The sequence below is a fragment of the Peribacillus sp. R9-11 genome (assembly GCF_031345095.1).
In the GTDB taxonomy this organism is placed as follows: Bacteria; Bacillota; Bacilli; order Bacillales; family DSM-1321; genus Peribacillus; species Peribacillus butanolivorans.
Genome location: NZ_CP133763.1, coordinates 4,562,419 through 4,576,741 on the forward strand (window position 1 = coordinate 4,562,419; position 14,323 = coordinate 4,576,741).

General features: G+C 38.0%; 12 protein-coding genes. 4 read left to right on the top strand and 8 right to left on the bottom strand.

The window, feature by feature from the left end:
• Window positions 1-23: 23 nt before the first annotated feature.
• On the top strand, window positions 24-650 hold the full coding sequence (gene kynB, locus RE409_RS22190) for an arylformamidase (RefSeq protein ID WP_201186452.1): 627 nt from the start codon (window positions 24-26) through the stop codon (window positions 648-650).
• A gap of 376 nt (window positions 651-1,026) precedes the next feature.
• Window positions 1,027-1,659 carry a LysE family translocator gene (locus tag RE409_RS22195; protein ID WP_201186453.1) on the top strand — a complete coding sequence of 211 codons (633 nt, stop codon included), beginning with the start codon at window positions 1,027-1,029 and terminating at the stop codon, window positions 1,657-1,659.
• 207 nt (window positions 1,660-1,866) lie between these two features.
• Here the strand turns inward: RE409_RS22195 and RE409_RS22200 are convergent, their stop codons facing one another.
• Entirely contained in the window at window positions 1,867-2,718 is an 852-nt protein-coding gene (locus tag RE409_RS22200; RefSeq protein WP_201186456.1) for an MBL fold metallo-hydrolase, read from the bottom strand.
• 453 nt (window positions 2,719-3,171) lie between these two features.
• Window positions 3,172-4,605: a phospholipase D-like domain-containing protein gene (locus RE409_RS22205; protein WP_201223252.1), complete on the bottom strand. Its 1,434-nt coding sequence runs from the start codon at window positions 4,603-4,605 to the stop codon at window positions 3,172-3,174.
• A gap of 268 nt (window positions 4,606-4,873) precedes the next feature.
• Between RE409_RS22205 and RE409_RS22210 the strand changes: the two genes are divergently transcribed.
• On the top strand, window positions 4,874-5,320 hold the full coding sequence (locus RE409_RS22210; protein WP_201223250.1) for a hypothetical protein: 447 nt from the start codon (window positions 4,874-4,876) through the stop codon (window positions 5,318-5,320).
• 98 nt (window positions 5,321-5,418) lie between these two features.
• Here the strand turns inward: RE409_RS22210 and RE409_RS22215 are convergent, their stop codons facing one another.
• From RE409_RS22215 to RE409_RS22230, 4 genes are all read right to left on the bottom strand, one after another.
• The gene (locus RE409_RS22215) at window positions 5,419-5,550 is read right to left on the bottom strand and encodes a hypothetical protein (RefSeq protein WP_274608350.1); all 132 of its coding nucleotides are present in this window, start codon (window positions 5,548-5,550) and stop codon (window positions 5,419-5,421) included.
• Window positions 5,551-6,607: 1,057 nt separating this feature from the next.
• Window positions 6,608-7,306, bottom strand: a complete 699-nt coding sequence (locus RE409_RS22220; protein ID WP_201223248.1) for a polysaccharide deacetylase family protein — start codon at window positions 7,304-7,306, stop codon at window positions 6,608-6,610.
• Between the two features lie 196 nt (window positions 7,307-7,502).
• Window positions 7,503-10,094, bottom strand: a complete 2,592-nt coding sequence (locus tag RE409_RS22225; RefSeq protein ID WP_201223246.1) for a polynucleotide kinase-phosphatase — start codon at window positions 10,092-10,094, stop codon at window positions 7,503-7,505.
• 2 nt (window positions 10,095-10,096) lie between these two features.
• Window positions 10,097-11,443: a 3' terminal RNA ribose 2'-O-methyltransferase Hen1 gene (locus RE409_RS22230; protein WP_201250489.1), complete on the bottom strand. Its 1,347-nt coding sequence runs from the start codon at window positions 11,441-11,443 to the stop codon at window positions 10,097-10,099.
• A 253-nt stretch (window positions 11,444-11,696) separates the two neighbouring features.
• On the opposite strand from RE409_RS22230, the gene RE409_RS22235 reads away from it, so the two are divergent.
• On the top strand, window positions 11,697-12,239 hold the full coding sequence (locus RE409_RS22235; protein WP_309558066.1) for an ATP-binding protein: 543 nt from the start codon (window positions 11,697-11,699) through the stop codon (window positions 12,237-12,239).
• A 490-nt stretch (window positions 12,240-12,729) separates the two neighbouring features.
• Here RE409_RS22235 and RE409_RS22240 read toward each other — a convergent pair whose 3' ends face one another.
• Both RE409_RS22240 and RE409_RS22245 read right to left on the bottom strand, forming a co-directional pair.
• The gene (locus tag RE409_RS22240; RefSeq protein ID WP_242485384.1) at window positions 12,730-13,518 is read right to left on the bottom strand and encodes an alpha/beta hydrolase; all 789 of its coding nucleotides are present in this window, start codon (window positions 13,516-13,518) and stop codon (window positions 12,730-12,732) included.
• A gap of 3 nt (window positions 13,519-13,521) precedes the next feature.
• Window positions 13,522-14,319, bottom strand: a complete 798-nt coding sequence (locus RE409_RS22245; protein ID WP_201250487.1) for an ABC transporter ATP-binding protein — start codon at window positions 14,317-14,319, stop codon at window positions 13,522-13,524.
• Window positions 14,320-14,323 lie beyond the last annotated feature (4 nt).

Here is a 14,323-nt window from a genome sequence, read left to right on the forward strand (position 1 = left end):
CAGAAGAGATGGAGGTAAGATACATGGGTACATGGATTGATATTTCACAACGTCTGGATGAAAATGTCGCAGTCTGGCCTGGAGATACACCTTTCTCATACAAGGTCAATTGGAGTAAAGAAGAGAGTGGATCTGTCAACGTAGGTCAAATCAATATGAGTATACACACTGGTACTCATATTGATGCACCTTTTCATTTTGATAATGATGGAAAAAGAGTGATTGAACTGGATCTCGATTTATATATTGGAAGTGCCCGAGTCATCCATTTACCAAACAAGACAAGCATAGGAGTCCATGAATTATCCAGTATAGATTTAGAAGGAGTGACCCGTCTGTTAATTCGCACAGATGCCTGGAAGGATCGTCGTGTGTTTCCACAAACTATTCCTCATATCCAACCAGAATTAGCGGCTTATCTTTCAGAACTCGGTGTTCGTCTTATTGGTCTTGATTTACCATCAGTAGATCCATTAGATAGTAAAGAACTGTCTGCCCATCATGAACTTGCTGAGCATGGAATTCACATTTTGGAGGGGCTTGTATTAGATGATGTGTTACCGGGGGATTATGAATTGGCAGCCCTCCCACTTCCATTAGTTGAAGCAGATGGAAGTCCGGTACGTGCGGTGTTGAAAAAATTACCCTAAAAAGAAATAGATAGATTTTCACTAGATTTAAATAAAAAAACAAGCCGAGTCACAAAAATGATTCGGCTTGTTTTTTATCTTTTTTAATTAAGCTGCCCATGGAGAATTGCTATTCATCCCCTACGTATAGAAAATTTCCCATAACATTTTTATCTCCTCCCTTAGTTCGATAAAAAAAAATCAAAATCATAGATAGATTTCAGTCCATTCTTTATTTAAGAGGTTATTAATGCTGTGTTTCATAGTTTTTTCACATGATCACAACTACTACTTACAGGAATTCGGCTTACTTATTTACCTCCCCAAACTACGTTCATTTATGTTAAATTAAATGTAACAATTTTTAGAATTTTCATCTTTGAATGGAGGTCCATAAATGGAAAACTTTTATTTGTTTGTGATTACGTGTATTCTTCTCATTATTCTACCTGGTCCAGATACAGCAATAACAACAAGGAATACCGTTACCGTTGGGACAACGGGAGGTTTCAAGACGATGTTTGGTACGTGTTGCGCACTTCTTATTCATACATCAGCTGCAGTGTTTGGCCTTTCAGCAATCATTGTAAAATCCGCTTTATTATTTTCTATTTTCAAATACGTCGGTGCCGTTTACTTGGTATATCTAGGCATCAAGACGTTATGGGGATTAAAAAACAAGGAAGTGGCAGCAACCACTGAAACGGCTGTCAAAAATAAGTATGAAAACCAGTCTTACTTTAAGCAAGGGTTCCTTACCAACCTGCTGAATCCTAAAGTGGCAGTTTTCTTCTTAACTTTCTTGCCACAGTTTGTTGACCATGGAACCAATACATTTTTACCGTTTCTTATAATGGGTTTAACGTATACCGTATTAACCTTAGTGTGGTTTGTATTTTATATCTATTTATTGAATCAGATTAGTGCTTTTATGAAAAAGCCTAGAACACAAGCGATTTTTGAAGGAATAACGGGTGCGATACTGATAGGTTTTGGGATAAAACTAGCTCTAGAAAAAGCTCATAATTAATTGGCTGTTTAAGCCCCTTCGTTGATAAAACGAAGGGGCTTTTATTGAAGGATAATTAGATGACTTAGAGATACACTGACTTCAAGTTCTCTATGAAATCTCCCATCTAATCATTACAAAAAGCAATCGGCCGTAACGTCGGACAAAAGTGATTGTCTGGCCCTTGGCATACTCAGCACCATATATAGCCGCTTTTAGTCCTCGTAATTATTCAGCATATCCGTTTACAAAAAAACCAACTGTTTCGAGTTCACTTTCGGTTAATTTCCGGTTTAGCTGCTTGGCCAATTCCTGCTCCATTAAATCACGATTTCCCTGATAGTTGACGACAAGCCTTGCACAATCTTTCATTAGCTTTAGCTCGGTCTCCATTTCCTGCTTCGTGCTGGGCTTTTCGTGATGGGAGAGTATATATGTATCGGCATCATAGGCTTCAATCTTCTTAATGAGCAGCAAAGCTTGTTCAGCCGTATAATTCCATTTTTCTGCATAAAGATTGGCATAAAGACAATCTCCTAGAAATAATGTTTTTTCCTCCGGAACATAAATGATACAAGAGTCTGCTGCATGATCACCGCCAACGTGTTCAATTACACAGGTTATATCGCCAAGATCAATGGTAATCGCTGTTTCAAAGATAATATCGGGCAACGGCAGGTCAATATTTCTCTTTGTCCCGAGTTCCAATTTGATTGCATCGGCACAAAATGGAATCTCAATCCCTGCTTCGACCCGTTGATCAAGATCGTGATCTTCCCATGAAAGCTGCTGCATATCCTTAATATTGTTGTAAGTTTTCTCCTGACAAATTACCGGTATTCTCACATTCTCCAGACCAAATACATGGTCCCAGTGGGAATGGGTAAGAACAAGAAAATTCCCGCTTATATTAGCCTGTAGTAATTCGTCCTGAAAAAGCTGTGCATGCTGGACAGAGTTACCGGCATCAATGATGATAGTTTTCTTAGCTCCAGAAACGGCGGCGAGAATGGGCCGATCAGTTTCTCCCACTGGAGTCAGGTAGACAATATGTTTCGATAGATGCTGTAAAGTTTGCATGTTTCTGTTCTCCTTAGGATAGTTTAATTATCTGACCAAAACATCAATCAGCTTGCTTAAGTATAGCAAAATTACACATCTGTTGATTAGCTAATTATCCCCATAAAAAATATACCTATTCTGTTACGATGATAAGCGTTGAAATCATCCCCTTTAATTAGCAGGCACACCACCTTGTAACTTCCATGTTCTAAGCAACTTGATTTGTGGATTAAACTTCTGAATCAATTGTTCAATCTTTCTATCACATTCATTTTGACTCATAAATCTCCTCCTATACATATATTTTCAGAAACTCATTTTATAGCGTTAGCTTTATTTCTATCATTATAATAATTAAGGTTTCCAATATGTTGAATTTTACATAATTTTCTTTCGTTCCATCAAGCTTGGTATACTATTTCTCCAAACTAAAAGACAACAATCACTGGATTGCTGTCTTTTCGTCATCATTCAAACGAACCTTTTCCAATATACCGTTATTTTCGAAAGGGCATTTAAAAAGGTCGCTTTAAAGAAAGATTCTTCCTTTTTCTGATCTTCAGGTGGTTCTATATATCTTTTATTATCCGCGACGAGTGTACTATCTGAGATTTTCGACTCGATGGCCCCTATCAATTGCGCTGCAAATTCTTCACCATCGATTATCACTATCGATTCTGTATTTAAAAAGGCAGATCGCGAATCCAGATTGAAGGAACCAACTGCACTTAATCGCTGATCATAAACAGCCGATTTACCGTGCAATGAATAAAGCTTTGAATATTCATAAAGCCTTGCCCCTGTCTCAACGATACTATCCCTAAGTGCCAAGTAACTGGAAAAAGCTATCACATTCGGGGTTGATGTCACCGAGTTGGTAAGTATGGTCCAATCAGCTTTTGAATCCATATTCTTTGGTACATATTCCTTCATGGCATCCGCAGGAACAATATAGGGACTCTGGATAAGTACCGACTTATTGGCGTTCGCAGCAATATCCACTAGAGATCTCCACACAAAAGGGTGTTTATTGAAACGTTCGATTGGATTATGAATGAAGGACACTTTTTTAGTAGGTGTTGTAGACTTGCTCCAATCGATGGCCGGATTAACGAAATCGGCATTATTTTGATTAGCTTTACTGTATTGATTTAATAATGTATCTCTGACGCGTTTTCCTTTTTCCTTTTGCCTTTTCGAAAGGTCCGCAAAGACTTCGCTCGTATACGGATGAGTCCATAATTCATGTATATAGTCCTTCATTTCAACAATAACACTATCTTTCTCCTGTTCAGCATTGAAAATGAGTACATCCCGGTCATAGACATAATTCTTGGGCGGCGGATTGCTTGCTAAATACTTATCGGCGATATTCCTTCCTCCGATGATGCCTAACTTTCCATCTGCAGTGATTATCTTGTCATGGAGGCGGTTATGCCAGGTCCAGGGCTTAAATGGCTTAAAGGTTTCGTAGTACCTTAATTCAATGTTTTCATGTGATGCCAGTGCATAACGGACACTGCTTAATTGACCTCTGAGTCCATGAGAAATTCCATCCAGAAGGATTCTAACTTTGACACCCCGGTCAGCAGCTTCGAACAAGGCTCCAAGAATAAGTTCAGTAGATTTTCCTTTTCCAAAAGCGTAGTAGGCAATATCGATTGAATGCTGGGCTTCCTGGATCATTCGCATTCGGGCTAGTCCCGATTCATAACCATCTTCAAGAAGCAGGACACGATCCACGGTGGATTCCTTCTCCCCCATATATTCACTTATATGTTTAATCGGCCTATCTTCTTCTTTTTCCTTGAGGAAGTAGAAAAGGACCACTGCCGTCACCACTATATACAGGAAATATAATAGAAGAACGAGCAGAAATCCTTTAATCATCGTTTGTGCAGTCATAGCGCTCTCCCCCTTTACATTTTATTACTATTCGTAATAAGTACGGACTCTATTCAACATCTTCAAGCTTAAATAAATCCTCCTAAGAATAAACCCTCTGACTAGTTAGCCAGAGGGTTTATTTCATTTCGTATAGTGACCATTTACCTGTCTTAGGACCGAAAGCATGATCCTGGGTGGAACTTGGAACATTTATTTTTCTTTTAAATGTGACAGAGTCGTGAACATGAAAGCAGTTGCATAATATATATATAGAAGGAGGGATTTCATGCTTAAACGACCTGATAAGATAAGTATTTTCAATTATTGTTTTGCATTAGGTGTTTCCGAAGTGTTCTTTTTATCTAGCTTTTATCTTTCCATTCTAGACGTTTCATTATTTGCTTTAGCTTTACCATTTTCCGCTTTATTTCTATTAGTCTCCTTATACCTATTCCTTCGAACAAACAAAGCTGCAAAGACTTCACACAATCAAGAAGAACGAAGAAGTGAAATTTATGCTTTCTATCATCAATCTTTCGGGATCTTCACAATCATTTTTTTCGTTTTGCTCTTTGTTGCTTTAGCGTATATCCCCTTGCTGCAAAACGGAGGACATGTCTATATACTTTATTGTTTACCCATGGCGCTATTTTGTTTGATTCCTTCGATTACCTCGTACAAGGGAATGAAATTATACAAACTGGAATCTGACAAGAACTTAACAAAAATCTAATCTGGTTATACATGGCCCTAAAGTGGATCCTCTTGAAATCCGAAAGCTTTAGTGCTTTTTTTATTTCACTTCAGTCATTTTACCAAGCCTTCAAGTTCCTAGATACGGCTTGGATAACGGGCACCGGCGGCAAAGCCTTTCGTTTTCCGCAAGATCTGCTTTGAAATAACTTCAAGATTTAATGAAAATGAATTGAACTTCATGTCCGTTACAGTTAGGCCTAACTCCATTTGCCATGTTTTTTAGTTGAATGTATAGGTAAAATGAGGATATAATAAAGATAACTATCATATATAAAAAAAGACACTGGTAAAAACCAGCGTCTTAATGAACAGCAAACTGCATAAAGAGCAGCGGCTTTCTGTGGTAAGTCAGTAGCTACTCGATCAAGAAAGTAACCCTTTTCCTACATACATCTGGCCGGATGGTATGGAGGGGGTTACTTTTTTAATGTAACCGCGATTACTGCGACGATTAAAGAGGCGAATGAGATCATAAGCATCAAACCGTCCATTATAGAAATCACCAGCGACACCCCCTTTCTTAAAGGAGTCACCGCTGCCCACTATACCAAATTGCTGTCCATTTACTATTATATCTGTATTTACTTGTTATTTATAGAAAAATATAGATATATTTAATTTCAGTATGTTTTTTTAAAAATCCCACTAAAGAACAAATTTCACCTGATTTACCCCTTATTCTTCTACTACACGGCCATCTTTATAAAGTGTCTTTTTGTCGATGTCTTAATGTAACTAACCTGGTTCTTTCGTTACACAACAAAAAGGTTGCCGCAGCAACCTCACTTATTGATGGATAGTACCTTCTTCTCCATTAAATCCTGGTTACTTATAACCTTTTAAAAAAAGAATAACAATAGTCAAAATTATTACCTAAGTAATAAAGGTCCGATGCCTGAACTATACACGAAGTATATAGTAATGTGGCGGAAAACGATCACAACAAGAAATAAGAGTAACAGGATACACAAAATAATGATTAGAGCGGCATTTTTATTCCGATACAAAGTAACCAGCCCCATTTTCAAATCTTTATTTATACTAAAGAATAGGAAAATCAAACCATAGTAGATATTAGTAATAATTAGAATAAACAATACAGATTCATTCCGTTAAGAAACAATATGCCACCCACATTTTGTACTATTCTGTGAATATTGAAATATAACTTGCCCAGAAACCATAATAAAAAGGTTGCCGCAGCAACCCTGATTTTTGAAGTGGTTCATTCAGGTGGTAAAAAATACACTATTAGCTATATAACTTAAAAACTCTGAAGCTCATTAACAGTTACAAATGTATATCCTTCGTTTGATAACAATTTTAATACACCTTCAATCGCTTGAAGTTCTTTACCCGTATCATCATACATGGGATGCATTAATATAATCGAACCTGGTTTAATATGATCCTTCACATAATTTACTTTGTCAGAAGCAGAATTGTAATAGCTATCTGGCTCAATATTCCAGGTTATAGTGTCCCTATCATTTTTATTTAAGTAATAAGGCAAGCCTACAAGTTTTTTTCCGTTGGGTGGTCGAACGTCAATTTCACCCTTATATCCGAAGTTTTGAATTAATTTATCCGTTTTCTCGATTTCCTCTTTGATATAGGAGGACGATTTAAAAACCATTCGCTTGTGAGAATAGGTATGATTTCCAATTTGATGTCCTGCTTCTACAATTTTTTTAGCTTCCTCTGGGTATCTTTCTATTTCGTTACCGATTAGGAAGAATGTAGCCTTTACATTGTATTTATCTAATAGTGGTAGAATCTGATTTACATTCTTCGATGGACCATCATCAAAAGTTAGAGCAACCACTTTTTGATTTGTCTCGACTTTTGCTGTTAACCCTCCGAATAATTGGTGTGTTCTAGAATTCATTAATTTATATGTACTAAATAATAGAATAAAAACTAACAGTATTCCGATTCCAATAAATATTAATTTCTTTTTCATAAATACAACCTTTCTTTCTAAAAGTTTTTTTAATTATTTATTATAACAAAAACCGTTCCCCCCACTTAAACAGCTATTTTTAATATCTAACCTTCTTTAGTTCAAAAAGAAAAAGGTTGCCGCAGCAACCCCTCTTTTTAAACTCAAGTACTCCTTAAGTAACGAAGAACCTGAAAAACATACTTCCACTTACCTATCACAATCTGGGATCCACAGGATCCGATTCCATGGCCAATGTTCCTAGAACACATTCATGGACTCTCTCTATCGATTCACCTTTTACATATCTTTGAATGCCTTCGATTCCCAGCGAAAATTCTCTCAGCGCTAGTTTTTGCTTTTTGCCTGTATTCCTGCTTTTCAGCCGCTCAAGATTTTTCGGTAGCAAGTAGTCCATTCCATAAATAATGTTAAGGTACTTTCTTCCCCTTACTTTAATTGCGGGCTGCAATAGCTTGCCTTTATTTCTTGAAATGTAGAATTCCGGCTTGATTACAATGCCTTCATGGCCTTCGCTTGTGATATCCTGCCACCATTTAATGACATCTTCTTCACTTGCTTCACTCGTGATTAGTTTGTATTCCGTTTCTATAAATAAACTAGAACGGATTGCAAACTCCCTGTTCATCTCCATATGCCATGTATGTGGCTGATCAAAAAAGGTTTCATTGCTATGAGCAAGCACGTGGAATGGAGCGATTTGTATAGAATTTATATCTTCAATCTCCCAGCAATACTTTTGAAAGACTTCTTTAAAAGTATAGGCATTTTCAAGTTTTTGCTCATACTCTTCCAACCATCCTTTTAACTCCATATTCTCACGAGCTGCTTCCGCTATTTTTTCCTTCAGCATCGTTCGATCAAGAATCGCATTTTCAGAAACGTGGGCATATTGGCTGCTGATGAGCTCTTTTGCCTTCAGGTTCCAGGGCATGATTTCAGCGTCCAGGAGCACATAGTCCGTATCGTACTTTTCAAAATAGCCGCTTTCATGCAAATCTTGATTGATTTTCAAGACCAGTTCTTCCTCCGTCGCGACGTCAAAGAAACGTCTGCCCGTTCTGGTATAAATAACTCCCAAAGATTCGATACCTGTATGCTTCTTAGCGGCTTCAGTATCTTTAAATAGAAAAAGAATCGCCCGGCTCCCCATATGTTTCTTTTCAGCAATCATGGTTTGAATCCCATGGCTTCTGTAATAATCGATTGCCTCTTTGGGATGCTCTAAATAATTTTCCAAAGAGGAGGGACTTGGTGTTGGACTCATTGTAGGCGGGATATAGATTAATTGTTCAATCGGTATCGTGAAATGTGATACCGTATCAATCGCAGGCTTTACAATATCCTGATGAATTTTAATCTCACCCATTTTTTCTGTCAATACTGAATACCCATTGATGAACTTGCCAATATTCGGCGGATTCAAACGGTTTTTCTCCCATTCTCTTAGGGGATTGTCATCGGCTCCTGAAAAATCTTGACTCGCTTGTACCGAAATGAATTCTCCCTCCGGATAGCGTAAAGCTGTTAATGCTCCGCCAAAGACAACACCTTGATCGATGTTGATGGTATTGTTAATTAGCAGCGGTTGTGGCTTCGGATCATGTCCCCAGACAATCAGCGAGCTTTGCTTATGAGAAATATACCAATCTTTACGCACTGGCTTTCCTTTTTCATCAAATCCATTCGTATCACCGTAACGGCAGAAGTCACGAACAGCTTCAGACTGCTTTCCGATGAAAGCATCTTTGATTCCGGCATGAACACAAACTAAAGACTGTACATCATTCTTGGTAAATACATAATGGGAAGGAGCTTGAAGGAGGAATTCTTTAAGTGTCTGTTTCGTTTCCTCTGCTTTTTCGCTTCCAAACTCCTCTTCGTACGCTTTAAATTCTTCTTCCACTTTTTCATCGCCATGATTTAATGTTACGTCTCTTCCATCTAGCCATCTAGCAATTTTCCAGCCGTGATTGCTGTCAATCATATAGGCAACGTCCTTTTGAACATGTTCATAGAAAAAGAGCATCGTTTTAAGTGACTCTGGTCCTCTGCTCATGACATCCCCAATGGAAACAAACTTCCGACCTTCGGGGTGAAGATAGAGGCCTTCCTCATTTTTTTGATAGCCTAGTTTTTCAAGGACGAGGATCATTTCCTTATAGCAGCCATGAATATCCCCAATGATGTCGATCCCATTCTGGATGTCTTTTTCAATTGGATTTGTACGTCTGCTTACCTGAATATCTTCTGTTCCCTTTAACGTGTAAAGAGACGAATACCCTTCTTTTTTTAGGACGCGCTTTTCCCTTTTGAACGTCTGGTATTGCTGTTTAATACGTCTTTTTCCGCGTGGATGTTCTCTTTGTTCATCTCTGACAAGCAGATCCTCTTCAGGTATATCCAGAACAATCGATAGGATTGGGACATTATTTTTTTGAGCTAAAGAGATATATCTTTTCCGATCATCTGGGTGAAGATTGGTCGCATCAATAAAGGTTAATTTATTTAATCGGCATCTTGCTTCAATGACGGAATCCATCATGGAAAATGCTTCGCCTGAAATGGACTGGTATTCATCCATCAGATTGTCCGCTTCATCCTTTGGTCTGCCCCGCCAATCAATAAATTCAATATCACTCACCAATACCCGAAAGGCATCTGAACTAACGACCTCTGAAGGCAGAATCTCTTCTTTTTCAATCATGCTTTTTAACCATGTTGACTTACCGCTATTGGATGGTCCAATCAGCAAGACAATTCCTGCATGGGGCAATACGATTTGCATAGTTAGTCCTCCTTTCTTTCGAACACACACATTTGTGTCGGATAACCATATGTATCATGCTCTTCACCAATTCCTTCAAATTTAAGGCTATAGATATCAGAGTGATTTCGCTCTGTACACCACTGACGAAATTCAGCTCTTGTCCACTCAAAACGATGATCGTTGTGTCGAAGAACATCCTCCATATCGTATACCTCGTTATATTCACGGTTTGGCGTTGTAATAATCAGGGCATTCGGTTGATAGTCATGTAATATCGTATCCAGCACCTTAGGCAGACGGTACTCGTCGATATGCTCGATGACTTCGCACAAGATAATGACATCCTTGTTCTTTAATCTTTCATCATAGTAGAAGAGTGAGCCCCATAGTGTTTCAGGAACCACAAATTTCTCTTTATTTTTCACTTTCTCGAATCGTCCTAAGGCTTTAATGGCAGCAGTTTGGGACGGCTCAACAGCCAGGATTTCTTTTATCCCTTCTACAAAACCAAGGCGTACTGAAAGTTTCCCTTCACCAGAGCCGAAGTCCACGATGCTTCTTGGATTCATTTGACTGACTGTATCAACGATTTTTTCATAGCGAAGATCATTCAGCCGAACCTTGCTTTCTTTTTCTTCCTTCTTCTCTTCAGGTTTCCTGTTCTCGACGATGCTGTATACTTCCTTAAATCTAAGTGATTGGCGATAGATATAATCTCGCATCGGATGATCCTTCAGCCACCCGTCTCCATATCTCTCAAGCTTTTCAATTTCTTTTTCATCAATGTAGTAGTGCTTATAGTTATCGATGACCGGAATCAATACAAACAAATGCCTTAACCCGTCTTGTAGTGTTTTCATTCCTTTTAAAGAAATGGATCTTGCCGAGCTTTTATCTTTAATTTGGAAAGAGTACTCAATTTCCGGACGGGTAATCATCACTTCATAACCAATCGGCTCAAATAAATCCTTTAATTGGTTATCAGAAAGAGAAGAAACCACAGGGCCAAACTCGAACTGAAACGAAAACGGATGATTCACCCACTCTGTATGCTCTTCCTTCGGCTGACCGTTCAAAGCTGTCCCCAGTGCAGACCTAATCAATGAACAAAAAATGCTGCTTACCGCAAACTCCCGATCATTTATGTAATGAGTAATGTCATAGGAATTGGAATTGCCTTTTACCAATTCGATCGGGTCAGGTGTAACAAAAATCGTCGCTTCCAGTTCTGTTTCTGTAAACTTGCTATAAAAAAGGCGCACTAAATGGCCTTTATGATTTCTCTCATATAAATTACTCGGGTTCTTAGACAATAAATAAGATATAGCTTGTACATTGTCGCCTGAAGCCTGAATCGTTAACTGCATTTGGAACACTCCTTTCAAACACTTCATTCATTAAAAAAGCTAAAGTAAAAGTCTTTCTTAATTTCCTATTATAACAACTAATATTACCACATAATGAAGACTTATCAGCTTCAACTACGACATTATACTCTGATAGGGAGCATCTTTTAGAAGCATGTAAAAATAGGCTCTGGTCATGAGGAAGGAATCTTTTATTATATAATGGAATATTTATTACCTATCATAAAAAAGATTCGGAGTTGAAGAGAAAAGAATGAAAAAAATACATATTATCGGTGCTTCAGGTTCAGGAACTACAACTCTCGGAAAAGCATTATCAAACTCCATATCGACAGTTCATTTTGATACAGATGATTATTACTGGCTGCATAAGTTTAGTGAAAAAAGAGAAGTAAAAGAAAGAAAACAAATACTCCGAAAAGATTTATTAACTTATGATGATTGGATACTATCGGGTTCGTTATGCGGGTGGGGTGATGAATTTATAGGTTATTTTGATTTAGTTATATTTTTATGGATTCCAAAAAATATAAGAATAGAAATGCTGCAGAAAAGAGAGGCACAAAGGTATGGCAAGGAAATTTTAGTTGGAGGCAGCCATTTCGATCAATATAATAACTTTTTAGAGTGGGCCTCCCTATATGACGAGGCTGGAATGGAAGTAAGGAGCAAGCATTCACATGAACAATGGATGTCAGGCTTAACTTGTCCTTTATTAAGGATTGAAGGAGATTATACAGTTCAAGAACGGGTGGAAATTGTTTTAGAGTATGTGCAAAATCTGCGAATGAATTAATTCGTCCTTCAGAAAGATAATCCGACCGTTGCAGGATAATTCGGCCTTTGCGCCATTTATTCGTCCTTCAGAAAGATAATTCGACCGTTGAGGATAATTCGGCCTTTGCGCCATTTATTCGTCCTTCAGAAAGATAATTCGACCGTTGGGCAGGATAATTCGGCCTTTGCGCCATTTATTCGTCCTTCAGAAAGATAATCCGACCGTTGCAGGATAATTCGGCCTTTGCGCCATTTATTCGTCCTTCAGAAAGATAATTCGACCGTTGAGCAGGATAATTCGGCCTATCATCCTTGTAATTGAACAAATAATCCCCATCTACTTAACAGAGGGGGATTTTTATTTTTCATAATGCCTTTATTCACTTTACTGTGGCTGAGACTAAAAATTTGATACTATATGAAAATATGTAAGGAAGAAAGAATCCTATAACGAATGGATCCGTCACCGATATACATATAAACTCTTAATAGTATCCATAGCCCCCTCCTTACGTATTGATATATCGAAATGCTCTACTCATTATCGTTGGCACTACTGAAGCGTGATTTTCCTCCGGTGCTATATACAGTTTTACTTCTAATTGTTCCATCGATTGCAAACTAATAAATAATTGATTTGCATCATCCACCATAAATGTCTCTTCACTTCCAACAGTGATTAACAGCTTCCTATTCTCATGTGTTACAGCGTTCTTATAATATTGCTCTGCATACGTGAATAGCTCGTGGTCATTCCACCAGATCGAAGGGCTCGATGCTAAATAATATTGAAAAAGGTCTGGACGTTTAAATAAGGTCCAAAGTACAAACAAGCCTCCTAACGAATGGCCAAATAACGCCTGTTTTTCTACGTCCACTTGGTATTTTTGTGTAACTACTGGCATTAATTCTTGTTCCAAAAAAGCAAGAAATCTTTCAGCACCACCATGTATCCCAATATCTCTTCCTTTTAGTCGCTCTGGGTAAATATATTGTGCTGCTGGAGGAGTGAATTCATAAAATCTTCGCTCGTTTACCTCTTCATTTACTCCATGATGGCCAATCCCTATAACGATGGCCGGTGAAATAAATGTTTTCGGTGCATTTCTCGATTGTAGCTTTACAACATCACGTCCAAATTGAAAATACGCATGACCATCCAACAGATAATAAACAGGAAATCCTTTTTCTGGTGGGGCTACTTTCGGTAGAGATACTTTCACGTCATACGTATATTCCATTATTTTTGATTCTATTTGCCAAAGTTCTGTTTCGTCTAACTGAATTTTATCAGCCAACTCTCATTCCTCCATTAATGTTTCATATCCATAGCAAACTGGTGAGCCATTTTCCTCATCGATCATAATTTTCGCATCAATCTGGAATACTTGTTTCATTACTTCTTGTGTTAAAATCTCTTTCGGTGTTCCAACAGTAATAATTTCCCCATCCTTCATGGCAATAAGCTCATCTGAAAACCGAGCTGCATGATTTATGTCATGAAGAACCATCACGACTGTACAATGATGTTTTTTATTAAGTTTATCCACAATTTTCAGCACTTCAAGCTGATGGGACATATCTAAATAAGTTGTTGGCTCATCGAGTAGCAAAATGTCTGTTTCTTGTGCTAAAGCCATCGCAAGCCAAACTTTCTGTCGTTGTCCACCTGACAATTGATTGATTTCTCTTGACCGAAATTCACTCGTCTTCGTTATCTTCATCGCCCATTCAATGACTTCTAAATCTCTTTTCGAAAGAGTGCCTGCTCTTTTTCGGTGCGGAAAACGGCCATATGATATAAGCTCTTCCACTTTTAATTGCGGTGGAGCTTCAGGGTTTTGTGATAGCAGTGCTAACTGCTTGGCAATTTCTTTTGTTGAGATTGCTTGCATATCTTGTTCCTGCAAAAATACTTTACCACTTTTTTGTTTTAGGATTCTTCCCACCGTTTTTAATAGCGTAGATTTCCCACATCCATTTGGCCCGATAATGGTAGTAATTTTACCTTCTTGTATCGATGTACTCAAATTCTTGAAAACGGTTTGCTTCTCATAACCAGAACATAATTGTTCTACACGTAATACAGCGTTTGTCATTGGG